The 24,983-nt window shown below is 65.8% G+C and carries 29 protein-coding genes; 6 read left to right on the top strand and 23 right to left on the bottom strand.

The features are described from left to right. Positions 1-91: 91 nt before the first annotated feature. From HDA45_RS32265 to HDA45_RS32295, 7 genes are all read right to left on the bottom strand, one after another. A complete protein-coding gene (locus tag HDA45_RS32265) occupies positions 92-1,036 on the bottom strand; it encodes a hypothetical protein (protein WP_184901725.1) in 945 nt (314 codons plus the stop codon). Between the two features lie 720 nt (positions 1,037-1,756). Beyond that, on the bottom strand, positions 1,757-2,665 hold the full coding sequence (locus HDA45_RS32270; protein WP_221471300.1) for a S1 family peptidase: 909 nt from the start codon (positions 2,663-2,665) through the stop codon (positions 1,757-1,759). Positions 2,666-3,273: 608 nt separating this feature from the next. Further along, positions 3,274-4,167, bottom strand: coding sequence for an inositol monophosphatase family protein (locus HDA45_RS32275; protein WP_184901726.1), 894 nt, complete (start codon positions 4,165-4,167; stop codon positions 3,274-3,276). A gap of 79 nt (positions 4,168-4,246) precedes the next feature. Next, positions 4,247-4,954: a 7-carboxy-7-deazaguanine synthase QueE gene (locus HDA45_RS32280; RefSeq protein WP_378316972.1), complete on the bottom strand. Its 708-nt coding sequence runs from the start codon at positions 4,952-4,954 to the stop codon at positions 4,247-4,249. 11 nt (positions 4,955-4,965) lie between these two features. Beyond that, positions 4,966-5,529 (bottom strand): 6-pyruvoyl trahydropterin synthase family protein, encoded by a 564-nt coding sequence (locus tag HDA45_RS32285; protein WP_184901730.1) that lies wholly within the window; start codon positions 5,527-5,529, stop codon positions 4,966-4,968. Positions 5,530-5,803: 274 nt separating this feature from the next. After that, positions 5,804-6,208 (bottom strand): RNA polymerase-binding protein RbpA, encoded by a 405-nt coding sequence (locus HDA45_RS32290; protein ID WP_184901732.1) that lies wholly within the window; start codon positions 6,206-6,208, stop codon positions 5,804-5,806. Next, a complete protein-coding gene (locus HDA45_RS32295) occupies positions 6,209-6,469 on the bottom strand; it encodes a helix-turn-helix domain-containing protein (RefSeq protein WP_184901734.1) in 261 nt (86 codons plus the stop codon). A 794-nt stretch (positions 6,470-7,263) separates the two neighbouring features. On the opposite strand from HDA45_RS32295, the gene HDA45_RS32300 reads away from it, so the two are divergent. Beyond that, positions 7,264-7,782: a flavoprotein gene (locus HDA45_RS32300; protein WP_343072204.1), complete on the top strand. Its 519-nt coding sequence runs from the start codon at positions 7,264-7,266 to the stop codon at positions 7,780-7,782. 32 nt (positions 7,783-7,814) lie between these two features. Here the strand turns inward: HDA45_RS32300 and HDA45_RS32305 are convergent, their stop codons facing one another. From HDA45_RS32305 to HDA45_RS32375, 15 genes are all read right to left on the bottom strand, one after another. Continuing rightward, the gene (locus HDA45_RS32305) at positions 7,815-8,402 is read right to left on the bottom strand and encodes a PIG-L deacetylase family protein (protein ID WP_221471301.1); all 588 of its coding nucleotides are present in this window, start codon (positions 8,400-8,402) and stop codon (positions 7,815-7,817) included. A gap of 41 nt (positions 8,403-8,443) precedes the next feature. Beyond that, the gene (locus tag HDA45_RS32310) at positions 8,444-9,301 is read right to left on the bottom strand and encodes a 5'-3' exonuclease (RefSeq protein ID WP_184901740.1); all 858 of its coding nucleotides are present in this window, start codon (positions 9,299-9,301) and stop codon (positions 8,444-8,446) included. Continuing rightward, the gene (locus tag HDA45_RS32315) at positions 9,301-10,422 is read right to left on the bottom strand and encodes a glycosyltransferase family 4 protein (RefSeq protein ID WP_184901742.1); all 1,122 of its coding nucleotides are present in this window, start codon (positions 10,420-10,422) and stop codon (positions 9,301-9,303) included. Before HDA45_RS32315 ends, HDA45_RS32310 begins: the two co-directional genes overlap by 1 nt. Further along, positions 10,415-10,978: a phosphoribosyltransferase gene (locus HDA45_RS32320; protein WP_184901744.1), complete on the bottom strand. Its 564-nt coding sequence runs from the start codon at positions 10,976-10,978 to the stop codon at positions 10,415-10,417. The genes HDA45_RS32315 and HDA45_RS32320 overlap by 8 nt, the downstream gene beginning before the upstream one ends. Before the next feature lie 14 nt (positions 10,979-10,992). Next, the gene (locus HDA45_RS32325; RefSeq protein ID WP_184901746.1) at positions 10,993-11,535 is read right to left on the bottom strand and encodes a helix-turn-helix domain-containing protein; all 543 of its coding nucleotides are present in this window, start codon (positions 11,533-11,535) and stop codon (positions 10,993-10,995) included. A gap of 67 nt (positions 11,536-11,602) precedes the next feature. Then, positions 11,603-12,559: a radical SAM protein gene (locus HDA45_RS32330; RefSeq protein ID WP_246480859.1), complete on the bottom strand. Its 957-nt coding sequence runs from the start codon at positions 12,557-12,559 to the stop codon at positions 11,603-11,605. Between the two features lie 17 nt (positions 12,560-12,576). Next, positions 12,577-13,611, bottom strand: a complete 1,035-nt coding sequence (locus HDA45_RS32335) for a glycosyltransferase family 2 protein (protein WP_343072205.1) — start codon at positions 13,609-13,611, stop codon at positions 12,577-12,579. Then, positions 13,608-14,096, bottom strand: coding sequence for a DUF6884 domain-containing protein (locus HDA45_RS32340; protein WP_184901750.1), 489 nt, complete (start codon positions 14,094-14,096; stop codon positions 13,608-13,610). The genes HDA45_RS32335 and HDA45_RS32340 overlap by 4 nt, the downstream gene beginning before the upstream one ends. Next, positions 14,093-14,650, bottom strand: coding sequence for a formylglycine-generating enzyme family protein (locus tag HDA45_RS32345; protein WP_184901752.1), 558 nt, complete (start codon positions 14,648-14,650; stop codon positions 14,093-14,095). Before HDA45_RS32345 ends, HDA45_RS32340 begins: the two co-directional genes overlap by 4 nt. Positions 14,651-14,653: 3 nt before the next feature. Continuing rightward, on the bottom strand, positions 14,654-15,433 hold the full coding sequence (locus HDA45_RS32350) for a reverse transcriptase domain-containing protein (protein WP_184901754.1): 780 nt from the start codon (positions 15,431-15,433) through the stop codon (positions 14,654-14,656). A gap of 214 nt (positions 15,434-15,647) precedes the next feature. Continuing rightward, entirely contained in the window at positions 15,648-16,355 is a 708-nt protein-coding gene (queC, locus tag HDA45_RS32355; RefSeq protein ID WP_184906275.1) for a 7-cyano-7-deazaguanine synthase QueC, read from the bottom strand. After that, the gene (locus HDA45_RS32360; protein WP_184901756.1) at positions 16,355-16,837 is read right to left on the bottom strand and encodes a hypothetical protein; all 483 of its coding nucleotides are present in this window, start codon (positions 16,835-16,837) and stop codon (positions 16,355-16,357) included. Before HDA45_RS32360 ends, queC begins: the two co-directional genes overlap by 1 nt. A 147-nt stretch (positions 16,838-16,984) precedes the next feature. Then, positions 16,985-17,245 (bottom strand): hypothetical protein, encoded by a 261-nt coding sequence (locus HDA45_RS32365; protein WP_221471303.1) that lies wholly within the window; start codon positions 17,243-17,245, stop codon positions 16,985-16,987. After that, positions 17,242-17,454, bottom strand: a complete 213-nt coding sequence (locus HDA45_RS32370; RefSeq protein ID WP_184901757.1) for a hypothetical protein — start codon at positions 17,452-17,454, stop codon at positions 17,242-17,244. Before HDA45_RS32370 ends, HDA45_RS32365 begins: the two co-directional genes overlap by 4 nt. Positions 17,455-18,244: 790 nt before the next feature. After that, positions 18,245-18,487 carry a hypothetical protein gene (locus tag HDA45_RS32375; protein ID WP_184901759.1) on the bottom strand — a complete coding sequence of 81 codons (243 nt, stop codon included), beginning with the start codon at positions 18,485-18,487 and terminating at the stop codon, positions 18,245-18,247. 395 nt (positions 18,488-18,882) lie between these two features. On the opposite strand from HDA45_RS32375, the gene HDA45_RS32380 reads away from it, so the two are divergent. The 5 genes from HDA45_RS32380 to HDA45_RS32400 all read left to right on the top strand — a co-directional run bounded on the left by HDA45_RS32380 (position 18,883) and on the right by HDA45_RS32400 (position 23,726). After that, positions 18,883-20,166 carry a helix-turn-helix domain-containing protein gene (locus HDA45_RS32380; protein WP_184901761.1) on the top strand — a complete coding sequence of 428 codons (1,284 nt, stop codon included), beginning with the start codon at positions 18,883-18,885 and terminating at the stop codon, positions 20,164-20,166. Further along, complete coding sequence (locus HDA45_RS32385; RefSeq protein ID WP_184906279.1) at positions 20,166-20,543, top strand: hypothetical protein; 378 nt, start codon at positions 20,166-20,168, stop codon at positions 20,541-20,543. Before HDA45_RS32380 ends, HDA45_RS32385 begins: the two co-directional genes overlap by 1 nt. An 83-nt stretch (positions 20,544-20,626) precedes the next feature. Next, the gene (locus HDA45_RS32390; RefSeq protein ID WP_184901763.1) at positions 20,627-21,943 is read left to right on the top strand and encodes a helix-turn-helix domain-containing protein; all 1,317 of its coding nucleotides are present in this window, start codon (positions 20,627-20,629) and stop codon (positions 21,941-21,943) included. Then, positions 21,936-22,847 carry a phosphotransferase enzyme family protein gene (locus HDA45_RS32395; RefSeq protein WP_246480860.1) on the top strand — a complete coding sequence of 304 codons (912 nt, stop codon included), beginning with the start codon at positions 21,936-21,938 and terminating at the stop codon, positions 22,845-22,847. Before HDA45_RS32390 ends, HDA45_RS32395 begins: the two co-directional genes overlap by 8 nt. A 324-nt stretch (positions 22,848-23,171) precedes the next feature. Beyond that, entirely contained in the window at positions 23,172-23,726 is a 555-nt protein-coding gene (locus HDA45_RS32400) for an NUDIX domain-containing protein (protein WP_184901765.1), read from the top strand. A 46-nt stretch (positions 23,727-23,772) separates the two neighbouring features. Here the strand turns inward: HDA45_RS32400 and HDA45_RS32405 are convergent, their stop codons facing one another. Beyond that, positions 23,773-24,981, bottom strand: coding sequence for an amidohydrolase family protein (locus HDA45_RS32405; protein WP_184906283.1), 1,209 nt, complete (start codon positions 24,979-24,981; stop codon positions 23,773-23,775). Between the last annotated feature and the right edge of the window lie 2 nt (positions 24,982-24,983).

The following is a 24,983-nucleotide window of genomic DNA, read 5'->3' on the forward strand; positions in this document are numbered from 1 at the left end:
TGACTTGGTCGCTTCGGGGCTTCCGGGCACCGCATAGGGTCAAAGGCTGTCGAGAAAAAAGTGCTGGCGTCGGCCAGGTGTCCCTTGGCGCTTACTCGTTGACGTTGTCGAGCGGGAAATGCTCGTTGTCCCAGAGCCGGCGCAGGGTGAGCAAGGCGGCTCGGTTGATCACCGTGACTTCTGCTGTCTTCTCCGCCGACGTGCGGACGATGAGTCCCTGGGACTCCAGGTAGGTGAGTGACTTGCTGAGTCGCTGGGTCGAGTAGCGGCCGCTGCGTTTCAACGCTGCGATCTCGGCGGCGGGGGAGTCCAGTAGGTCTGGGGTTCGTTGGTGCCAGAGTTCGATGAGGTGGGTGCGGTCGCAGGTGGGCTGGGCGTGGTCGGTGATCTCAAGTATGAGGTCGGCGATGTCCACGGTTTCGCCGGTGACTTGTGTGCCCTGGAAGTCGATGAGTCCGTCTTTGATGTGGCGGGCGGCGCCGCGGCGGCCGCGTTCGGCAGCGACCGCGTCAGCGAGCTGGTAGCTGGCGTTGTCGGAGGTGGGCCAGGGGAGGAGCTGTAGCCGGGCCCAGAGCGCGGTATCGGCTAGGGATTCCTCGCCGATATGGGCCTGGCCGTGGTCGTCAACAGCGACCGCCAGAGCAAGCAGTGAGTCTCGTAAGGTCTCCACGACGCTGTCGCGGTAAAGCTTGCGGACCCGGTCAGCGGCCTGCGCGAGGTGCTGGTGGAGGACGATGTTGAAGAGGCTGGCGCGCTCCCGCCAGGCGATGAACTCGCGATACTGGCTGGCGTACTCGAGGGCGGTCATGAGTCCGGCGTCGCGTTGTTTTTCGGCGAGCTTGATCTTGTCGCGGCGGAGCGTGGATCCGTGTGCCGCGTTGGCTTCGATGATCTTGAGTACGCGGTAGGTCTGCGAGACGCGGTCGTCGGCGAGCAGGGCGTCCCATCTGCCGCGGTGATGCGGTCTGAAGGCGTCGCGGATGTAGTGCTCGGCGGCTTCGTCGTTCGTCAGGTCGTACGGGAGCGGGTTCGGCACGGTGGTCTCTCACTGGGTGGGCGGTTCGGGGTGGCATACGGCGCAAAGCTGCGCGTCCGGTGGCAGGGGTGCGTCAACGAGGCCGATGCGTGCGCATCGGGTCAGGACCGCGGTGTACTCGCCGGCGCGGATCGGCATCGGCTTGTCGTCGACCTGATGCACGTCATACGGAGCGGTGAGACCGGACACAGTGCTGGCCTGGAGCAGCTGTCGCGAGGAGCTGTCTCGCGCCCGGCTCGTGCGGGGGGTCGAGATCGAAGCGCGGCCAGTACGGCGCGTCCGCGCCGAGCGGTGGTTCACGGGGCGCGGCAAGCGGGCGGAGCGGGTGCACGGTCGCCAGCACCGCCGTTTCAGTAGGTGCGGGATGACGTTCGGAGGACGGAACGGAGGGGACTCGGACTGTGCGGCCAGGACGGCGGATCTGGACTCCGTCCGCGATCAGGAAGGCGCGCACCGCCCGGACGGTCAAGGTGGTAGAGGCTCGCGAGCTCGCGGAGGCTGGCGCCGGCCTGGTAGCGGACGCTCAGCCCCGGTGGCGGGCGTAGGTTCCGGCGGCGGTGTGACGACGCGGTGTGCGCGTTCTGGCTACCCATGACGGCCCCGGATGCAAGTGACGGTGACTGGTGATGTTCTGGTTGAGCCGTTCATTCGGCGCTGAAATGTCTCAAACCCGGGGGCGCCGCCTCACGCGTACGACGAGGCGGCACCCCAGGCCGATTGCTAGGTGGCGTTGCCGGTGCGGGCGACGTGATAGATCCAGTCCCGCAGCTCCGGGTCACTGGTGAAGACGTCGGGCTGGGTTCCGCAGAACCTGGGGTCGGCCGAGCGGCTGGCGGTCCCGACGAGCTGGGGGATGCCGTTGATCGTGGCCAGCGCGGGTGTCCCGGAGTCTCCGTAGCAGCTGCCGTCGGTGTCGCTGGGATTGTCGCCGCAGAATTCGCCGGCGGACAGGAACGCGGCCGCGCAGCGCGACGGCGCGGTGACACGAGTGTCGAGTTGCTGCAGGTGCCTCGGCAGTCCTGAGCGGGTGCTGTCGGGCTCGGTCACGCCCCAGCCGTATACGGAGATCGTGTCGCCACGTCGGGCGGCGTCGCGGGCGAGTTGCGCGGTCGGTTGCTGGGTCAAATGATCAAGTTTGAGCATCGCGCCATCGAAAGTCTTCTTGGGCGCGCCCTTGCCCCATTGCCAGCCGGGGTGGATCACGATCTTGCTCACTGTGGCGGTCTCGCCACCGGCGAGCCGGTCGAGGCTGCCGACCCGGACGTGGAAGGCCTTGTCTGCGGTCGGGATCGGTGCAGGGTCGGCGTTGAACCACTGGATGGCCGTCGCTCGGGCTGTCGCTTCGGTGGGTGGGTCGGTGACGCAGTGCGCGGCGGTGAACACCCAGCCGCGGAACACCAGGGCGGCGCCGCAGGTGTGGTAGTCGACGTACTGCTCCCCGTGGTCCGGTGCGTCGTACTGCAGCGAGGTGATCCCCGGCGGCGCGATCGCGGCCGGGTGGCCACCGATCAGCGTCGGCTCGATCGGTGGCGGTGGTGTGGCGGGAACGGCCGTCGCCGTAGGGGCGGCCAGCGTGGTGGCGATGCCCACCGCCGCGGTGGCTGCGAACGACCAAGTCTTTCTGAGCAAGGTGCGTCTTCCTGTCGATGAAGGGGTGTGAACCGTGCGTTGAGGAGTTGCTACCTGTGGCAGGCGGGGCACGTCCGGGGTGTGCTAGGCCCGGCGAGTAAAGGCCCGCCCAGCTCGCCGTCTTGCCCGAACGTGCGGACGTCGTTGCTAGCGGGATCGTGGTTTTTGCTGTGTCCTCGGCTGACGAATGCGGGGAAAGCGGAGAGTCGGCTGGTCGTGATCGGCCGTAGTCCGCCGGAGGTCGCGGTCGGCTCTGGGCCAGGCCAGGTGAGGTTGTTGGTTCTCGGCCGAAATGCGTTCGGTGATACCCGCTACGGAGTCTGGGCGGGCGTTCCAGCGCCGACGTCGATGGCGGGCGCGGGCTCGCAGGGCAAGAACCGCGCCAGCCACCAGCAGGACGCCCGCGAGGTCCACATGCAGGGCCGGGTTCATCGCCAGTCCGGTTGTTTTGGGGCATCAGGCACGCATTCAGTCGCGAATCACGGGTGGTTCTGGGCTGTGTACGGCGCGGGTGCACAGGGGCTCGACGGTCCTGCACGCGCTGGGTGCGGCCGAGGGGTTGCCTAGACGGGCTTCCTGGGAGAGGGATTTGTTGTTCGCGTTGTTTTTCACGGGAAGTCGTGGCTCAACGGTTCAGCGCCGATGTGCGTTGTGGAGGCGAGACGATCTAGGTCGGCCTTGTTGCTGCTGGGCCAAAACGAGCTTCCCCGGAGGAGGCGTAAGAGGGGCATCACGTCCTTGGACAGTCCTGGAGTGACGGCCACGGCGCAACGGGAATGCACGGAGTGTGGAGTGGCGTCGGAGTCGAGAACGAGAGCTCCGGCCTCACGGGCGATGACGGCGCCGGCCGCGGTGTCCCAGGTGCGGTTGCCGAGCAGAACGCAGGCGTCGAGGGTTCCGTCGGCGACCCAGACCAAGTCGAGTGCGGTGGATCCGTATCGGCGAAGTCCCTGTGCGCGTGCGGTGAAGGAGCGGTCCAGGGAGGCGCACAGGACGTCACGTAGACCCGCGTCGGTACCGCTGCCGTAGTCGCCGAAACCGATCAAGGCTTTGTCCAGCCTGTCGGTGCTTGAGGGTGTGATCGGCTCGTCGTCACGAAAGGCTCCGCCACTCTCAGCGGCCGAGTACCGGTGCCCGAGAAGGGGCAGGGCGATGACCCCGAGCGCGGGTTGTCCGTTGTGGACCAGGCCGAGTGCGATCGCGCAGAGTGGGTTGCCGTGCTGGTGGTTGATCGTGCCGTCGATGGGATCGAGGACCCAGTAGGTGTCACGATTTCCGATCGGGCCGGTCTCTTCACCAAGGAAACCTGTGTCGGCGTCGTCGTCGGTTGCCAAGAACTGGTGTACGAGCCGCTCGACGGTCTCATCGACATCCGAAACGGGGTCGCGGTCACCTTTGTAACGGATCTGACGGGGACGGTGGCCAAGCACGTGCTCCACAGCGAGGTCCATCGCGGTGTGGGCCCTGGAGAGTGCCGACGTGAGGTCAAGCCGCAGCGCCATGTGATTCCTCAGACTTCGTGTTCTCGGCGGTATCGCCGGGAGGTGCCCTACTTGCTTGCTGAGAAGAGAATTGCCGGTATTAGCGGCCGCGATCGTTCTCCCACAACAGCGTGTGAAGCCGGGGAGACAGGTGCCAGCGACGCGACAGCACGGGCTCAGCCAGCAGCCGCATCCGTGTCAGCACGGTGGAGCTGTCGGTGCCCTCCGGCATGATCCAGACGGGGTGCAGGTCGTAGGTCCCCACCAGCTCTTGGACCTCGTCCAAGTCGTCGGTCTCTTGGACAACGAACTTCCAGACGGCCTTCCTGGTGCCGGCGAAATGGCGCAGCACCGCTGGGCGAATGCGCTGATGTCGGCGCAACCCAGAATGCGCGAGCTTCGGCGAGACGTTGAATCGTGTCGCCGCCGCGGTGAGCAGGTCCGTGGGCGGGATAGTGCCGGAGGTCTCGATCTCGACTTCGGTGGCGAGGGCGCGGTCGCGGATCGCGTGCAGTAGCCGTTCCAGGGCGCGCGGTTGTAGCAACGGCTCGCCGCCTGTGATAATCAGCAGGTCGACCGGAGCGGCGGCGAGCCAGGACAGGATGTCGTCGATCGAGAGAATTCGCTGCTCGGCCCTGAGGTCGTATCGGTTCGGGTCATGGGTTTGTGGGGTGTCGCACCACGTGCACGACAGGTGACAGCCGAAGAGGCGGATGAAGTGCGCGTACCGGCCAGTGCTCGGTCCTTCACCTTGGAAGGTGGGGCCGAAGGTTTCGTTGACCACCAGGTCGCGGTCTGGATCGGGCACAGTGGGTGGCTTCACAGCGCGTCCGCCGGGCCGTAGGCCGCTGTGTTGAGATGCGTTTCACGGACGAATACCCGTCCGATCGAGGCTTTGGGAGCGCAGGGCAGCGCGATGAGCACGGCTTGGCTCACTCGTCGAAGCAGCACTGCTACTGCTTCGACAGTCGGCCAGGGCAAGTCGGAGGCCAGCCGTTCCTCATCGCTGACCGCCTCCCTGTCGTCGGCGCCGAAGCGAAAGACTTTGGATCCCGCGGTGTACAAAGGCAGCGCGAGCGGATCCCGGATGCCGAGCATGGTTCCGTGATCAAGGTGGGTGTCGATCCACTGCCGGACTCGGGCCTTGAGAGCGCCGAACTCCACGACTGTCCCGTCGCTGCTCAGAGCAGGAGCAGACACGGACGCCGTGACCCGCCAGGAATGGCCATGCAGGCTGGTGCACTTGCCCCGCAACTGCGGTAACCGATGCGCGGTTTCGAAAGTGTGCTTGATGCTGATCTGATGGGCTGGCGTCGCGACAGCGGCCACCGCGAACTTCCCCTGGTCGGAGTGGATCTGCCCGTTTGCCTCCGTGTCGTGCATCGTGAGAGTCGAATCCTTTCACGTGAGTGCCGTAGTAAGCGGAAGATGTCTGTGGCGTGCGGCGGAAGATCGAGGGGCGGGAGATGTCTTCCGCCGCACACCACGACAGTCAACGACGGATAGCTGGCGCTATCCAGAGCGCCAATGAGGCGTCGACGAGGCGTGGACAGCGCGTTGCTCACCCTGAGCAGGGAAGTGGGCGACGCCTAGGGCGTAGCCGCTGGGACGGTGTTCACCAGGTCGGGTTCATGCGATGGCCAGGTGGGCCACGCGGTCAGCTGCCGTAGCTGAATGAGTACGGTCTGTCTCCGATGTGTACACAGCCAGGCTGCGGACCTCCCTGCCGGCGGATCGCCGTCAGAGCCTCGGCGAGCAGGACCTCCAACTGGGCTACGGTGCGCCGCTCCTGCAGGATGACCAGGTGCGTCCGAGGCGGCTTGGCCTCACCGCCCCCGATCGAGTCGTCGACCGCGGCTTGGATCCGTGCGCAGTCCTCGAGTCCATGCTGTCGGCAGCTCCAGCGCGGCGGAAGCTCCGCATCTGCCGCGAAGGGCACGCTGAACACGTGACCGTGTGAACATTCGAACCGGGCCGTCACTCGGGCTGCGGGCTCGACGGCTTGATCAGACTCCACGCTGGCGCCGCCCCAGCGGTAACCGCGCAACACAGCTCGTGGCATCTACCTGGTACCGGACTGGCGAGCCACGCGCTCAGTGCTACGCCTGGGCGGGCGGGTGAAGGGGCGGCCGCCGCGCGGGCGCAGCTGTACGCCGGATTCAAGCAAGAGCCGGTGAATGAAGCCGTAGGATCGGCCAGTCAGCTCGACCAAAGCGCGAATGCTGGAACCGCGCTCGTACATTTCCTTCAGTTCCGAGCCCATGCGGGATCGTGCGGCGCCGGTGACCTGCTTCCCTTTTGTGAACTTCAAGGTCGACGTCATGGGCGCTCGCTCCATACGTGGCAAACGGTGGTTCTCGATCGGACTGATTGCCCGTCGTTGAGCGTGACAAGTGCTGATGCCGACGTCCGTGCGTTACGAGAGTGTCTGCAAGCGGCGATGACGGGAAGGTTGGCCACGCTGCCGCGCCGCGCTTCCGAAACGAGCATGTGCATCGAATTCGTTCCTTTCATATCTTGTTTGCTACCTGCCCCTTGATTTGGAACGGTGTTCGCGCTTCCTGAAGCAGTCATGCGAACAATCTGCGTTCGCGAGAATTGATTCGCGATGTGAACAGGGAGTCGTGGGCCGCCAGTCTCGATTTCGCGGATATATCACCTGCGCCAGTAGAACGCCTGCTGCCATGGGTTACCAGGGCGCGTAGTGAGCGATCGTAGGGCGCTAATGCGGCGTTGAGTGCTATAAGCTGTGTCGCTGAATTTGGAGTAGCGTGACAGATGTGCACGATGCGGTGACGGGTTGGCGCTCTCTCGACCGGTCTGCTGGAGTGTGGTAGTCCGAACGGGTGTGGCTTGCCGAGGGGTCCTCGGACTTGATCAATTGCTGGTTATCGTGGCATGTGACTGGCGAGGCAAGGTGACGTTCATGGGTGTTCAGAGAAAGGCCTTCGCGGCGCGGCGTGTGGCTCCTGAACTGGTTCGAGCAAACCCGAACGCACGATCGCTGATCGCGGATTTGCTGGCCCGTGAGCGCCGCGTCGAGGTGCCCGCTCTGCGGGGTCTCGCTGTGCGAGCAGGGGTCGCGGTGTGACCCCTGCTCAACGGTGTCTCTATCTGGTGGTCTCGGCAGCGCCGCCGGTGTTGCGGCTCGAGGAATTCATTCCCCGCCTGTCGGCTGATGGCTGGACGGTGTGCGTGATCGCGACACCGACGGCCGCCTCGTGGGTTGACCTCGACGCTTTGGCTGCGGAGACGGGATGTGTGACGCGGGTACACCCGCGGCCGCCTCGTCAGAAGGAGAAGTCGCTCCCGCGAGCCGACGTCATTCTTGCCGCGCCACTGACCTTCAACTCGGTGAACAAGTGGGCGGCAGGTATCAGCGATACTTTCGCCTTGGGCGTGTTCAACGAGATGCTCGGCACCGAAGTCCCCATCGTCGCGGCTCCGTGTATAAAACCCGCCCTTCGCCGCCATCCCGCGTACGCGGACAGCATCGCTCGACTGACGAAGGCCGGTGTGACGCTGCTCGACCCGGACACGATCACTACGCGCGCCGAGGACGGCCTGGCCAACTTCGACTGGTCGTACGTCGTCTCCGCCCTGCACAGCGCGGTCACGTCCGATGTGGATAGATAAGGCTGTTCGGTATGCGAAGCTGGTTCAGCTGATCACAAGGCAGGGGTGGCGGGGAGGCGTCCGAGTACCGGCAGCGGCACGAAGTTCTCCGCATAGTCCCTGCCGGTGCGGCTTCCCCACAGGCGTGCGAGTGTCTCGGCCATCGGCCCGAAGTGGTCGGCGATCGGCTGGGAGGCGTGCGCCGCGAGAGCACGCTGCTTTCGGTCGTAGGTATCGGTGATGTCGATGATCGTGTGCGCGGGAATAGGGCCGTCGAGGGTGAGACTGTTGTAAGAGTCGGCGGTGTAAACCCGGCGTGGATGCCCAGTGGTGATGACGACGTCGGGCAGGGCAGCCACGAGGGTTTCAGCGAGCGCGCGGTGGTCGGGGTGGACGTCGCGCAGCGGGTGGGTGATGACGACCTCGGGCCGGACGGCGAGCAGTAGTTCGCGCAGCGTCGCCATGGTGGGCCGGTCGTACTGGTTCAGCGTGGCCCCCAGGATCGCCGCGCCCGCTGCGGCTTCGGCGTCCCGCCCTGGTTCGGCGTGGTGCGGGACGGCGATGGTGACGGCGGCCGTGGAGGCGGAGCAGCGTGCGAGGGTTCCGCCGGCCCAGAGTTCGGCGTCGTCGGGGTGGGCCATCACAGTCAGCACGGACGCTGGAGAGGTGAACGGCACGCCGCTCACCAGAGCCCGAGCTTGTCGATGACGTCAGCGGGCCTGGGCAGTTCTCGCGTGGGATCACCGGTCGGGTGGTGCGGGAGCGTGAGGTCGGTGCGCATCCGGATGAGCTCGCGCCAGGCAAGTACTTGGTCCCAGGTCTCGGTGACCTTGGCCTTCCTCGAGCCGGTCAGTCGTCCGGAGTCCGGGAGCTGGTCGAGGTGCAGCCCGCCCGCCAGGAGCGTGGCCGCCGTGCCCTCGCCGATCCCTTTCACGCCAGGGATGTTGTCCGCGGGGTCGCCTTTGAGGGCACAGAAGTCGGGCCACTGCCCGGGGGTGACGTTGTAGCGTTCGGTGACCTCGGCGGGGCCGATGTGCCGCCTGCCCCGCTTCATCACGGTGTTGAGCGCGCGGACGTGCTCGTCGACGAGCTGGTAGAAGTCGCGGTCGCCGGACATGATCCAGACCCGGCGGCCGGGTTCGCGTTCTCGGGTGGTGGCGACGAGGGTGGCGATGACGTCGTCGGCTTCGGCGGTCTCGATCTCGATCCAGGTGATGCTGTAGCCGGTCAGGGCCCGTTGGACGTGCGGGATCGCCCGCAACGGTTTGAGGGCGGCCTCGTCGATGACCCGGTTGGCTTTGTAGTCGGCGTCGCTGTCCTTGCGGTCGGCGGCGCCGTGCTCGCCGTCGAACACGACGAGGACCTCCGGCGGTTCCGGCATTTCCTCGCGGATCGCGACGCGGAGCAGGGCGAAGAACCCGAACTCGGCGGTGAGATCGCGGGTTTTGTCGCGGGAGAGGATCGCGGCGGGGAACCCGAACGCCGCGCGCCAGAGCAGGTTGTGACCGTCTACGAGGAGCAAAGGGACGCCAGCAGGCATCACCGCACCGCCTTTACGAATGTCTCGGCGACTGTGGTGGGCAGATAGTCCCGCGAGCGGTAGTACGCAGCCCTGGATAGGTGTGCGTAGCGTACTGGATCTGCGAGGAGCTGTTCGGCGGCGCGCCAGAGACCGTGTTCGCCCCACGATCGGGGGATGACCACCCCGCCCGCGTCGTCACCAGTACCGATCAGGGAGGGCAGATTGCCCACGTCGAAGGCGACGACCGGGGTCCCGGCGCTCATGGCTTCCAGCGCGACCAGTCCGAAGGTCTCGCGCAGCGAGGGCACGATCACCACCGCGGCCTGCGCGAGCCAGGACGGCACCCGGTCCCAGTCGAGGCCGCCGCCGTGGACGGTGGCGAGCGTGAGGTGGGCCGCCGCATAGCGGCACCGGTCCAGTTCGGCCGCCTGGCCGCCGAGGGTGGCCTCGAACCCGGCCTCGCCGACGATCACTTCGACCGTGCGGTCGACCAAGCGTCCGGCGTCCAGCAAGGCCCGGACGTTCTTCTCCGGTCCGAGCCGGGCCAGGATCCGGATCGGGCCGTGCCGTCGCAGTGCCTCCCGCCGCGACTCGGGTGGTGGTGCAGGGTCGTGCAGCAGCGCGTTGGGGACGACCTGCCAGCCGCGCGTGTCGTAGCCGCGATCGCGGGCCTGGTCGAGTACCGCCCGAGACGGTGCGATGACCAGGTCGGCACGGTTCAGGGCGGGCTCGAGGTCCTGGTCGTGCCCGACGACGTGCATGGCCAGAACCGTGCGCGCGCCGCTGATCGGTGCGGCTCTGCCGAGACCCCATAAGCCGTCGGTGTAGACGGCGACGTCGACCCGGTGCTCGCGGTACACCTCGCATAGTTCTGCGGCGAGCAGGGCGTCCTGTCCGTGGGTGCTGATCGCGTCGCGCAGTTCGTCGTCGTCGCAGGGAAAGGCGACGCCTACCGAGGCCACCCGCATCACGGTGTCGTCCTGGGCGTCGATCGGGGCGGCGGTCAGGATGAGGCTGCGGTGGCCGAGTTGGCGCAGGCCGTGCGCGAGGGCGGCGGTGGCGCGTTCGATCCCGGCCGGCGCGTTCGGGGTGTAGGAGGCCAGGACGAACGCGACGGTCAGCGGGGGCGCGCTAGACATGGCGGAGGACCTTCCTGGGCGGCGGCAGCGGTGTGGTGTCGTTGTCGGCGGGTGGCTGTTCCCAGGGGAATACGACCCAATCCGAGACGGTCCAGATCGAGTAGTCCGGCAGCGTGGTCGCCCCGGTGTTGAGGCACAGGACCGCGGTCAGGACCTGGGCGTCCGGGCCGAGCAAAGGGGCGAGGTCGTCATGGGCGCGGCGCAGGGTGGCGCCGCTGCCGCAGATGTCGTCCACCACCAGCACACGGCCCTTGAGCCGTTGACCGTTGAGGGCGCGGGTCAGCGGGCCGAGATCGAGGGACACCTTGCCGGTTGCCTGCTGGTAGGCGCCATCGCTGGTGTTGTGGCGGGCACGGACGATGCGTGCGTTCATGCCCAGGGTGGTGGCGATGAGGTGGGCGGGCGAGATACCACCGTTGGCGAGGCCGATGACGCGCTCGACCGATGAGTGATCACGCAGGATCGCGTCGGTCAGGAGCGCGGTGGCGTCGCGGAGAGTCTCTGGTGTCACGCGCCAGATCTGGTGGTGTTCGAAGTCGCGGTGTGCTGTGGTCATTCGCGGTGTATTCCTTACAAAGCGGGGGATAGCGCGGCAGCGAGCTGGGACCCTCGGTCGTGGGCGGCACGGAGCTCTTGCAGGGCTTGCACGAGGTCGTACTCGGTGGTCTCGGCGATGCTGGCCATCGCCGACAGCGCGGTGGCGTCGAGCTCTTCGACCAGGGCCCGCTTTGCCGCCGGGGACTGCTGGATCCGGACCCGCGCCCATTGCCGGAGAGACCGCAACCTGGGATCAGTGGTGTGCGCGAGGCCAAGGAGGTCGACCGTGATGCGAGTGCCGTAGTGGCCGCTGAAGGCGAGGGTGGTTGCGCTGAGGAGTAGCTCGTCTGGTTGCTTGTTCAGCACGGCGCATACTTCGATCAGCCGCTCGACGGATATCCGGCGCGTGCCGAGTTCATAGCTGGCGAGGGTTTGCACGGAGAGGTCGACTTCGTTGGCGCCCATCGCGGCGCCCATCTGTTTGCGGGTCCAGCCGCGTTCTCTCCGTGCGGAACGCAGCAATTCGCCCAGGGCGTGCGCGAACTGGTCGAGCTGTTCGCTCGTAGGTGTGTTCATGGCCTGTCCTCCGTAGCGGGGCGGGTGCTGGCGAGCCAGGCAGTTTCGACGTCGTCCGCGGAGTCGCTCATGCCGAGCCGTCCCGTGTGGTCAGTGCGAGATCGCTGGCCGTGGACAGGGCGCGGAGGGAGCTGATGGCGTGTGCGCTCGGCTGGTTGCGCCAGATCTGGCCGTCGGCGCGGATCACTGTGAAGCCGCCGGCCGCCTCGCGAGTACGCAGACGTACGGGTACGGCCGCGGTGGTGCTCAGTTCGGCGAGGAGTGCGAGAGCTTCGTCATCGGTCAGCTGTTCGGTTCCGGCCAGGGCTGTGCCTTCTCCGATGGGAAGCATCTGCAGGAACGTCACCCCGCTCACTCCGAGGGTGGCGGCCAGGTCAACCATCGCTCGGATGCCGGCCAGGGCCGTGGAACGCAGAAGCACGGCCTGAATCTGCGTGGGGATGCCCTGGGTGATCGCCGCGCGGATTCCGGCGATGGCGTGATCGAAACTGCCTGCGCCGCGCCACCGGTCGTGGTGTTCGGCGTCCGGTCCGTCCAGGCTCACCCGTACGGCGTCCACACGAGTGGCCAGGGCTTCGGCGCGGCGGGCCAGGTGGGTTCCGTTGGTCGTCACGCTGACGGCGCAGCCGCCCGCGACGAGCACGTCGACTAGTTCGGGCAGGTCGCGCAGCAGCAGCGGTTCGCCGCCGGAGATGTCCACGCCAAGGACTGTGGATTCGGCGAGCAGGTTCGCGATGCGGTAGCGCTCTGCCCGGCCGAGCTCGAGGATGGACTTGTCATCCAGGCAGTACGGGCAGGTCAGGTTGCAGCGCACCAGGGGTGACCAGCACACGCTGATCGGCACGTCCGTTTGGACGGCTGCCGGGTGGATTTCAGTCCAGGACGCGACGTCGGTGCCGGGCAAGCGGACACGTCCCGAGTCGAGCGTGAGACCGGCGTGGTGGGTCAGGCCGGTGAGCGGATCATGGACGACGCTCTCGTTGCCGTGCTTTCGCGTCGCGAAGGTACGCATCGTGGTGGTCATCGCCGGGGTTGACGGGGTCATCGCAGTACCTCGCAGGAGTGCAGCAGTTCGGTCATGTCGGCTGTGAATGCTTGGGAGCGGCCGGTGGGGGCGGGCCGCCGCATGAGGTTCCAGTAATGGGCGAGGGTGTCTGGCCAGCTGGCGAGTTTGCGTTGCCACTGCTGGTCGGCGTCCGGGGGGTCGAGGTGGAACCCGACGGCCTGCCGGAGCGGGATGACCAGCAGTCCGTCCGCGATCAGGCACGCGCCGAGGTAGGTGTCTTCCATGCCCCAGCCGATTCGCCCGAACTCGGGGTCGAACCCTCCGACGTTGAGCACGGCGGTGCGGGGAACGGCGACCAGGGCGGTGACGACCATGCGGGGGAGGTCCCAGTCGACATAGCGTCGGCCGTAGCCGAGGTCGAGGAAGTCGTGGGTGTGATCCAGCGGGCGGCCGTCGAGGGGCGTGCCCAGGGTGGTGCCGGTGTAGAGCAGCGGTCGGCCGACCGGTGGCCGCCAGACAACCCGGTGGTCGGCGGCGAGCTGCGGGTGATCGGCCAGCACTCCGCGCCCGCCCTGGTGCAGGTCGTAGGGGAGGTTGTGGCGGAACCCGACGAGCACCGTGGTGTCGGTCGCGCGGGCGGCGACGTCGGTGATCACGTGCGGGGGCAGGAGCATGTCGCCGTCGAGATAGAGGACGGTTTGCCCGCGGGCGAGCGCGGTGCCGAGGTTGCGCGCGGTGGCCGCGCCCGCGCGTTCCGGGATACGCAAGACGGTGGTGACGATCGGATGCACGGCGGCGATGGCGGCTGTGGTGTCGGTACTGGCGTCGTCGACGACGATGATCTCGAACTTGTACCGGTGGTGCTGGCCTTCCAAGGCGTCGAGCACAGCTGAAAGGCAGTAGCCGACGTTGTGGGCCGGGATGACGACCGAGAGGGTGCGTATGGCGGCCAGCGGAAGGCCTGACGGCGTGGGCTCGTGCCAGCCGATGCCGGACACGGCCTCCCAGCTTCGGGTGCTGCTGGTGTGAAAGTTGTTGCGGTGCAGTAATTCCTCGTGCAGCGTGGTCACGCCCACCCCCAGTCTCGGAGGTGAGACAGTGCGTCGTGCCATGCCCTCGGATCCGGGATGATCGTGATCTGCCCGAATCGGGCGGGATGGTCGAACACGCGTTGCAGAGCGTGCAGGTACAGAGGCTCGACCAGGATCAGCACGTGCCGCAGCGACGGTGCGTCGGCGAGTTCGGCTTCCAGTTGAGCGGCGACTGTCCGCTCGTGCAGGCGCGCCGCCGCAGCCCGTGTCGTGAGCCGTTGGTCGTAGGTGCTGAGCAATGTCTCAGGACGCAGCAGTCCGTGGGCGCCGGACAGGATCCGGATCCGAGCTCGGCGAGCGGAATCCGCGGCGAAATGTTCTCGCGCGTTCGGGACGCATCCGCCCTGGTAGAGGTCGAGCGCCTCGACCGGCGCGGCAGTGACAAGCTTCCTCCGGGAGCAGTTGAGGATGATCAAGCCGCGGTCGGGTGCGAGGGCGCGAGTAGCGGGCGGCCGCTGGGTCATGGTTCGCGCACCACCCGCATGCCGATGCCACGCGAGCGCAATTCAGCGGGGGCGGCGTTGAGGAACGTGCATTGCGCGTACAACGGTGGCGAGGCGTAGGAACCGCCTCGGATCACGATTCCCTCGCTCATCGTGGTGCCGGCGGTCCACTCCCACACGTTGCCCGCGACGTCGAGCATGCCTTCGGGTGTGGCTCCGGCGGGATGGGTGTCGACCGGGGTGACCGTGTCGTGCAGGGAGTCACGCAGGTTCGCGAGCGCCGGTTGCCAGGGTGCGCCGCCCCACGGCCAGCGGCGGCGGCCGGGTCCGGCGGCCATCCACTCCCATTCCGCCGAGCGCGGCAGGCGGCCGCCCAGGCGACCGGCGATCTGGGTCGCCTCGGCGTGACTGATCTCGGTGATGGGGTACCGCGGCCCGAGACCAGGCTGTTCGCTTGGCAGGTGTCCGTAGGCGAGCGGGGTGCGTGTCCACAGCAAGGTCGGGACCTTGACCGGGCGCCCGGTGTCCCCGAACGCGCAGAGCCCGCCGGCGATCTTGATCCATTCCAGGTGCATGCCTCAGCCGCCGATCAGGAACAGGTCTTCGACGTTGGCGTCGTTCCGGATGCGGCTCTTGCGCTCGTTGGGGCACAGCCGAAGGCTCGAGAGCGCGTCGCTGATCGTGTAGAAGGCAGCGTGTGCTTCCTCGCGGCTTGGGGAGAAGGCGGCATAGTTGTCGGCGAAACGGACGACCCGAAGCCGCGCGAGTTGTATGTCCACTCGGGACAAACGAAGGTTGATCAGCATGGGCGCCAGGCCGGAGCCCGCCGCGATCGGGCTCGGCATCGCGGCGAGTGCCGTACGCAAGCGGGCCAGGAAGGTGCCGTCGTGGACGTGCTCGGCATGCCAGTCGATGACCTCGTCGACCGTCGCGCCTTCGGACACCGACGCGACGTCGAGATCGGCGACCCAGCGGAGGCCTGCCTGATGATGCACGGCGGCCTGCCGTAACGAGGTGATGCGATTTCGGCGAGGGCGGAATCCCGACACCCAGTCGCGGAAAGCCGTCGCTTCCAGCACCGGCTCGAGCGCGGTGCGCAGCGCGCGGTGCACCAGACGATCCCGCACCGTGGGGATGAAGGTATGCATCTGTTTCCCGGTATAGGTGGGGAGTCGCACCTCCCGGACAGGCCCGGGCCGCCAGGTGCCCTCGGCGAGTTCGAGGGCAAGTTGCGGCAGCAGCACGTGGGCCTCGCTGCGAAGGCGCCCCCAGGTCATGCCGTCGGCACCGGGGGCGGAGGCCTGTCGGCCGCACTGGCGTAACGCGCGGCGCAGACGGGGCTCGGACAGCAGCGGCATCAGCGAGTGCGACTGCGGTCCTGCGCTCGAGGCCGCTGGCGCGGGTGCGTCCCGGTGCGCTACCGTCCTGGTTGCTTGGGCGGCAGGAACGATCTCCTCGCCACGCTCTACCGGCTCGCTACCCGACACGCGCGAGCTGTGGCGCTGGGAACGACGGCCCCGCCCAGGCCCACCCGGAGATCCGAACTCCGCCTCCACCATCGTTGTCAACTCCTCACACGCTGCCGTAGTTGGTGGGGTCGGGGATGCCGTTCTGCTGGAACGCTTCCTTGCGTTCGGTGCAGGTCCCGCACGTGCCGCAGTGCGTTGTCCCGCCCCGGTAGCACGACCACGTCTTCTCGAACGGCACGCCGAACGCCGCGCCGATACGGACGATGTCGGTCTTGCTCTGGGCGATAAACGGGGCGAGGATCTCGAAATCGTCGTCCAGTAATCCTTCATTGGCGACGCGGGTAGCCTCTGCGTAGCGCTCGACGAACTCCGGTCGGCAGTCCGGGTAGACGGCGTGGTCACCTGCGTGTACGCCGAGGGCGACTACGTCGGCCTTACGGACGACGGCTAACGAGACCGCGATGTCGAGCATGATCGCGTTGCGGTTCGGGACGATCGTCGCCCGCATCGACTCGTCGGTGTAGTGGCCGTCAGGCACCGGCACGTCCGCGTCGGTCAGCGCGGAACCGGCCAGCAGCCGGCCAAGCATCGTCAGGTCAACGATCTCGTGTGGACAGTCAAGCAGTCGCGCGATCTCAGCCGCGTATTCCAGCTCGACCCGGTGCCGTTGGCCATAGTCGAAGCACAAGAGCGTCAGCTTTGCTCCGCGCTGTGCTAGCCAGTACGCCAGCACAGTGGAGTCCAGACCCCCGGAGGCGATCACAATGGCGTGCCGCGGGTGCAGGTGAGCAGACGAGCCGATCGGCACGATCACCACGTCCCGCACGGTGAGGACACCCGGCGGGCAGCGTCGGCCACTGTGGTCCACGGCGGAAGGGTCATGTGTGGTTGTGGCCGCTCAAGCCACCGGACGCCCTCCTTCACGTTGTCCGACGCGGGAAGCAGGACAGTGTCGCCGTGCCGTTTCCAGCCGATCTGAGTGCGCACCAGGTCACCCCACGACGACATGCGCATGGTCGTGCGCGGCTGGGTAAGGAAAATCCAGTCATGGGGATCACCTGGCACCACGATGATGGGCACACGCAACATGTGCCGCGCAAGGAAGTTGTTGACCTCCGCGCCGGTCCCGGCGCGCATGATGAGCGCGTCGACGGTGGTGCCGAGCTGGAGGTAGACGTCGCCGGAGACGCTGTCGATCGTGGTTGGCCACCCGAGTACGTTGCGGTAATTCTGTATACGTTGGCCGGGTTGCTGTTCGGCCTGGGCGGGTGGGGTGTCGATGACGGTGGTCATGATTCTCTCCTCCTCGAGAGAGTTGGGCGTTGGGCGCGGCCGAACGGGAGGCGTCGAGTAACCACTCCCGCCCGGCCGCAGTCGGTGTCGCGGACATGCTCAGCCGTAAGGCACCTTGGGATAGCCGACCTGGCCCGCGAGGTCTGGCTAGGCGGCCCCCGCTCGGTGCGACGGTTGATCCGCGAGCAGGACGTCGCGCAGTGCCGCACGGAGCTGCCCGGCCTCGACGTTGGTCAACCGGGCGAGTCGCCCGCCCGGCAGCTCGATCTCGACGTCCGCGGAAGTACGCCGCCGTAGGTGCAGCGCGGACCGCTGGCCGTCGCCGTCGCGGCAGTCGACCCGGCGGTGCTGCCAACCCAGCCGACGAAGCAAGGCGGCGGCGGGCACGGTGTGACATGGCCGCCTCATGGGCCTTCGCCCTTCCTGAGCAGGCCGAGACCGTGTGTTCCGGCGGTCGCGATCGCGTACCGCAGGACTCGGTTGGGAGGCTGGCGCGGCGCACGGCGGTGCGAACCTGCATAGGCGGACTCGGCCTGCTGCCGTCGCCGCCACGCCATCCGCAGCAGACAACAGATGAACGTCAGCGCGGCGCTCGCAGTGATGATCAGAAGGATCACGCGCCCTCACCCCTGGCGGAGGGGATCGCGGCGGGACCAGGCATCGGGGTCGTGGTCCCGCCGCGACATGACGGCAGAGCAGGGCGCCCCTCGGCGGTCAGGGGAAGCCAGCCGAGGTTCTGCTCCACCGTGCTCGCCGTGCTGGTTGTCGTGACGGCGCCAGACACAGCTGGCGCGGGCGTGGCCGCCACCTCGGTGGCATGCTTGACGGCAGAGCGGACCTGGGTAGCGGCCCCGTGGTCGGGGACCGTGATCTCCCCCGGGGGAACCACGACCACGACCTCCGAGTCGCGCATAACAACACGCAGGGCCCGTTCACGATCAGTCACCTCACGGCACGTGATGAACCAGGGCCTGGTGTTCGTCATGCGGAGCCACCTCGCGGTGTCCCTGCTCCATTCCCGTCGACACACCGGCTGCACGAACAAACACGGCACAGCGAGCTGAGTCTTTGGGTATCGCGACGCGCGTGGCGCCACGAATCGCTGGAAGAGCATAATTACTCCAATATTCAGCGAGTCCCTATTTGGTTTGCTGCGTAGGACTTACATCCGCGCAGATTTTGGCCAAGTGTTCTCGTAAGCCTCACGGTGAAGCCGGTACGTGGCCCCGGTGTAGCAGCGATCCGTGGGTGCTCATTAGCTAAACGTCTGGATCAGGCCCCGGTCCAGAGCGGCTATGTATCGTCGATAGGGCGTTCATAGATCGTTGCCCACGCTGACCTGCTCGAAGTCTGGGGCACTGCAGTGCTTGGCGGACGGAAAGCGGCATTGACGTGCTTGCTGCCCAGTTAATGTGCCCCCCGTAGGAGGTGTGGTTTGTCAAAGCGCTGATAATATATTTCGAGATAGAGCCGTTCGTCGGACTCGAAATACAGCCGGCCTTGCTGGTCGAGCTCAAGGCTCCATATCGCCACGTCGGCTTGGGCCGGCGCGGCGAACCACGCGGCAGCGGCGGTGAACACGTCGGCGTAGTCGACGCCGCTGACGGTGTGAAGCTGAGCCGTAGTGGCGGCATCGTGCGGGTGGGGCATGGAATCGATTCCTCTGCACAGGTTGGGTGGGTGCTGGTACTTACCGATTCCGGCTCGTCGAACACGCAGGCCACCGCGGGGTGTCCCTGCTTGGGCTGCTCGGCGCGCAAAGTCCTCATCCGCAGACCAGCGGCTGTGTTGTGTCCACCTCTGCGACGGGTGCTCATCCGGATCGGAGCGAAGCCAGTCAACGCTCGGTGATCAACGACAGCCAGAGCGTCAACGAGGCGATCATGAGGCGGCTATGAGGCGACAATGAGGCGCCACTAGTCCTGACCTGCGCAAACGCCTCTCCAGGGTTCGTAGTCCGAACGGGTGCAGCTCATAGAGAGGGTGATCAGCCTTGACCGATAGCTGGCTATCGTGGCAAGTGACCAACGGGCGAGGTGATGTTCATGGGTGACCGGCGAGATGCCTTCGCCGACCGGCGCGAGCAGATGGGCTACACCCAGGAAAGCTTCGGGTTGGCGGTGGGAGTGGAGTTCTCCACCGTCGGACGCTGGGAACGGGGCGACCTGACCCCACATCCGTACCGCCGCTCACGTATCGCCAAGGCGCTCAACGTGAGCCTCGCCGAGTTAGGGGCCTTGCTCACGCCGCCCCGACAGGCTCCTACCGTTGATGTCGTCCACCCCCACCCTGCGGAGGCCGACGACATGAATCGTCGAGATCTGCTGCGCTTGTTCAGCGTGACGGGCGCGTTGCTCGCGCTGCCTGCTGACGAGGCAGTTGCCGGCGATGTCGACCGACTTACCGCAGCGGCATACACCGGCAGGGTGGACGCCGCCAGTGCCGCGGAGTTCGCCCAATTCAACTCTCACCTGTGGCGTGTGTTCGCGCTGTCAACGACCAAGGCGCAGGTACTACCGCTGGTTCGAACCCAGCTTGACGTGCTTACAGACTCTTTACGCCGACCACAAACACCAGGAGTTCGACGGCAGCTGTGCGAACTGACCGCGGACTTGTACCAACTGGCTGGAGAGATCTCCTTCGACGGCGACCAGTACACCGAAGCCGCCCACTGCTACACCCTGGCGGCGACAGCGAGCAGGGAAGCCACCGCTTCCGACCTCTGGGCCTGCGCGTTAACCAGACACGCCTTCATCGCGGTATACGAGCGACGGTTCGCCGAGGCCAAACCGCTGCTCGAGCTGGCCTCCAGCCTGGCCCGCCGCGGCGACCCTGCCCTCTCGACCCGACAATGGATCGCCGCAGTGCAAGCAGAGACTTTCGCCGGTCTCGGTGATCTCGATGCCTGCCAACGTGCACTCGATACGGCCGCCGAGGTCCAGCACATGAAGGGCCCGATCCACAACGGTGGTTGGCTCCGATTCGACGGCTCCCGCCTGGCCGAGGAACGCGGCACCTGCTACGTCACCCTAGGCCGCTACGACCTCGCCGAGACCGCCCTGACCGGTGCGCTGACCGGTGACCTGACCGCCCGCCGCAAAGCCGGCGTTCTCACCGACCTGGCGATGATCGGAGTACACCGGCGCGATCCTGACCGGGTTGCTACCTACGTCAACGCCGCCCTGGCCACCGCCCGCCACACCGGCTCCGGAGTCATTGCCCGCAAGCTACGCGGCCTTCAACCGAATCTGGCTCCCTTGCTCACCCACCAGCCGATCCAGCAACTCGACGTCGAGATCACCGAACTCGTTGGCAATCGCGCCACATGATGGAGGAAAACAGGATGCAGCAGAATGACCGTGGCCGCGTGTTCCGCGAGGCCTGGATCGCCGGAGTCACCAAGCACTACCCTGGCGAACCCAAGCCCGGCTACATCACTCCGTGGGACGAGACCCCGGACTGGGAACGCGACGCCGCGACCGCCGTGTACGACCAAGTCCTCGCCTTCATCGAGGCCACCGGTGGTGCCACCGCCAAACTCACTCCGGACCAGAAAGGCCACTTCGTCGCGCTGTGCTGGATCGGCCAGATTTACAAGCACTTCCCCAACCCGAAGTCGTCCTACGTAGCGGACTGGGGCGACCTGCCCGACTGGCAGAAGGCAACGGATATCGAGATCTTTGAACGTATCGAACAACACGCTTGAGCATTTGACGGCATTGGCAGACATTCGGCGCGGCTTACTCGTCAACCAGGCTGGTGGCTGAATCAGGCAGCGAGGTAGGCAGTATGGGTTCCAACCGGGAGGCGTTTGCGGCTCGACGTGAGGCGATGGGCTTTACTCAGGAGAGCTTCGGCGAGGCGGCCGGAGTGGAGTTCTCCACCGTTGGGCGGTGGGAACGGGGCGTAATGACGCCTCAGTCGTGGCGGCGTCCGCGAATCGCGAAAGCGCTGGCTGTCTCCCTTGACGAGTTGAACGCACTTCTCGGGCAAGTTCCAGCTCGCGGTTCACAGGACCTTGTTGCAGCCGGTCGCAGGGCAGACGACAGGGGCCGAGTCCAACAGGCCCCGCCAATGGCGAGTCCGCGTACCTCTGCGACCTCAGTCGCGTATGACCACGCTGGAAGCCTCGACATAAGTTCGGCGCCCACAGAGTTCCTCAAGTCGCTCACCTTGACAGTGAAGCCGCCGCGGCAGATCGGATGGACCGAGGTCGAGCAGGTCAAGTTAATGACCAGCAGCCTGGCCGCTAGCGAGAACCTCTATGGCGGGGGCATGGCCGGTGAAGCTGGGGCCGCTCATCTGCGATGGGTCGGCAACCTGTTGAGTGCACGAGCCAGCCGAGCCGTCGAAGCGGGCATGCTCGAGGCCGTCGGGAACCTCGCGGGAGTGGTGGCGTTCTCGGCTTTCGACGTCGGAGACCACGACGCGGCGGCTCGATGCTTTCGCTTTGGTTTATGGTGCGCCGAGCAGGGCGGATCGTGGGAATTACGTGCCGCGACTCTCGCCGACATGGCACGCCAAGCCATGTATCTCGACAATCTGGACGAAGCATTGTCCTTGATCGAGTTCGCTCACGTACGAACGGATCGGTTGACCGCTACAGCACGTGCCATGATCGGCGTAGTCCGGGCCCGGTTGTTGGCGATGTTGGGCCGCCACCTCGAAGCGCGAGCTGACGTGGATCGCGCGGACTCGTTCCTTGCGCAACGGCAGCCGGAGTCCGATCCGCCTTGGCTGGTCTACTACGACGAAGCCGAACACGCGGGTAGCACCGCGCGAGCACTTACCCCGCTCGCCATGGCGGAAGAGCAGCCGGGGGATGCCGCCGAACGACTTGCCTCTGCGATTCGACTGCACAGCGACGCCTATCCGCGCTCGCGAGCGTTCTCCAGGGCGCGCCTGGCTACCTTGCACATGACCATCGGAGATCCCCGCGAAGCCGTGCTCATCGGTCGACAAGCCTTCGATGACGCCACGATGTTGCATTCTCGCCGGATGGACGAGGAACTCGTCAAACTGGCCCGGGCATGCAAACGACATCATGCGATACCCGACGTGGTCGACCTTTCAGAACTCATAGCATCCGGTTCTTCCGATGTCTGATGCGCCCAACCACCGGCTTTTGTCAATGCAAGACTCGCGGACTATTCTGGAGGTGGCCGGTGAACGAGCAAACGTGGCGACAGCCGGAGCAACTCTGATCCGTGACGGAACGAACGTCCTCTACCGACTGACTGGCGGTGTCGTTGCCCGGATCGGGCCTCCTGGCTCCCAGCTTGTCGCGGAACGTCAGATCCAAGCTTCGCACTGGCTTGCTGAAGCTGGCATTACCGTTGTCCGCACCGTCGACAACATCGAACAGCCCACTGCCGTTGGAGATCGACCTGTCACGTGGTGGGTCGAACTACCGGAGCACCGCCACGCCACCCCAGCCGAACTCGGCTCAACACTGAGGCAGCTCCACAACTTGGCTGTACCTGAGGAGCTGCCTCTTCCCACCGTGGACCCCCTCGACAGTCTGGGTGCCTCCATCGACGGTGGATTCGTTTTGCCGGACGAAGAGCGAGCGTGGCTTAGAGGTCTGGTCGAACAACTAAGCTTGGATTATCGGGAGCTGGCACCGAGCGTTCCTCTCACGGTAATACACGGGGACGCCTGGCAGGGCAACGTCGTCGTCCCTATGGGAGGCGGGGGCCCGGTGTTGTTGGATCTCGACCAACTAGGAGTCGGGCCTCGCGAATGGGACCTTGTCTCTCTGGCAGTCGAGTACACGGACTTCGCGCGGATCACCGAGGCTGATTACCACGCTTTCGTCGCTGCTTATGGCGGCTATGATATGACAGTCTGGCCAGGATATCGAACTTTCGCTGCAATTAGAGAATTGCGCTGGACTGCTTTTGTTCTGAGGAAAGCCGGCGCGAGCTCAAAAGCCGCTGAGCAAGCGCGTTATCGAGTATCTTGTCTGATGGGTAAAATTGATCGTCCATGGACATGGTCGGCATTTTGAAACGTTGTTGCAGTGTTTGGATCCCCTTCGATTAAATGATCGGGTACTTGGCGTAAGCTAGGAAATATTCGAGCGGTGGAACCGTACCTTCAGGACCGTGGGACTTCGCCACTGAGCATCGAGTCGCGGCGGCGCTGCTCGAACAGGATGTGGGGCAACACGCTCACTATGGCACGATGGCGGCCGAAGCCGCTGCGGTCGCCGACTCGAAGCGCTCGCATCACATCGTTCGCGACTTGCTCAGCCAGCTTGAAGGGCGTCAGCTGCTGTGGCCTGTGTGCGAGTTGACCGACACGGGTGGCCGCTCCTACCAAGTGAGGCACCTTGAGGCATGAGCAGCCAAACCACTGCGGCGATCACGCAGTCTTCGGGCATGACTTGCAGGACGAAGGCGACCCGGAGGTCGAGTTCAACCCCGGTATTGCGGGGCGTCTGCCTCGAAAGAATGTGGCCGCAGGCGTGCTCATCCGTGACGGTGCGGGACGTGTGCTCTTCATCTCGCCGACCTACAAGCCATTCCTCGACATTCCCGGAGGTCTGACCGAGGATGAGGAATCGCCGCGAGCCGCTTGCTATCGCGAGGTTCGTGAAGAACTCGGCATCGACCTGCAGATCGGCGGACTACTGCTCATCGACTGGATGCCGACTCACGGAGTCTGGCGTGACAGCATCCAGCTCATCTTCGACGGTGGCGTCCTGAGCGATGAACAAATTCTGGCGATTCGGCCAGCGACCGACGAGGTCGGTCGATTTGAGTTCCTCTACGCTGATGCTGCCAAGCAACGTCTTCGTCCGTCGATGGCTCGCCGAGTTGAAGTAGCGCATCGAGCGCTTCTAGACGGTTCAGTGCAATACGCTGAATTTGGTCGAACTGTGTAAGGCTTCGGGTGCGACGGTAAAGGTAGATTATCTTTGGTTGGGTTCCCTATTTCATCGTTGGAATGCCCCGCATCAGTATTTCCTGACGCTGACTCAAGGAGTCGAGGTTGGTCGTCGGGTCGCCCTCGACGATCAGGATGTCAGCGCTGTGGCCTGCTGTGATCTGACCGACACGGTTTAGGCCGAGGGCCTGCGCGCTCGTTGTAGTGGCCATTTCGATGACCTGGTCTGCTGTGTAGCCGACGTGAGTGTAGAGCTTGAGTGCCTCGGCGAAGTCGGTGAAGCCTGAGCGAGGTAGGCCTGCGTCGGTCCCGGGGATGAGGGGTATACCAACTCGGGCCATCCATTGGAACCTGTTGACGACCATGTCGGCTCTTTCAGCTCCTAGTCGCGCCATGAAACCTTGCCAGTCGGGAGGCCATGCAACGCAGGCGTAGATGCCGCGCTCGGCCATCGTGCGTGCCACAGCGTCCTGGGTGTCGTAGCCGCCTCCGCCGTCCTGTAGCCACGTGCAGTGCTCGATCGTGGCGACGCCAGCGTTGACCGCTGCCTGGATCGCGTGAGTGCCGTGTGCGTGTGCGGCGACGGGGAGCCGGAGGCGACTGGCTTGGTCGACGACGATCTTCAGGTCGTTCTCTGTGAACTGGGTTTGCCACATCGGCGGCGAGTTCGGGGTGATCTGCCCGCCGGAGGCCATGACTTTGATGACGTCGGCACCCATGTCGGCGTTGTGCTGCACCCGTTGCCGCAGCTGTTGTTCGCCTTCGGCTTCGCCGCCGAGAAACCAGCAATGACCTCGTGGTGGTGTGATCGGCGGGCCGGCGGCAACGATTCGTGGGCCGATCTCTTTGCCGCGGTTCACTCTGTCGCGGAGGTGGATGGCCAGCCCGTCGCGGTCGCCGAGGTCCCGGACGGTGGTCACGCCGGAGTAGAGCAGTTGTCTTGCCCGCTTGGCCATTCCGTCGAGTAAGGCATCGTCGGGCGTCTCACGGACTGTGCTGACGAGGTCGGGGCCGCCGTCGAAAGCCAGGTGGACGTGGCAATTGATCAATCCCGGCAGCACCGTGCAACCTGGATAGTCGGAGTGGACCGCGGTGGGCTGGGCCTGCTGCTCAACAGTGCGACGGGGGCCGACCACCACGATGGTGCCTGCCTCGACGAGAACGGCACCATCCCTGATTTGTTCACCGCGAGGGCCTCGAAGTACCTGGGACGCGGTGATCAGCAGCTGCCGACCGTCACCAGCCTGTTCCATGG

Origin of the sequence: Amycolatopsis umgeniensis, assembly GCF_014205155.1 — a bacterium.
GTDB lineage: Bacteria > Actinomycetota > Actinomycetes > Mycobacteriales > Pseudonocardiaceae > Amycolatopsis > Amycolatopsis umgeniensis.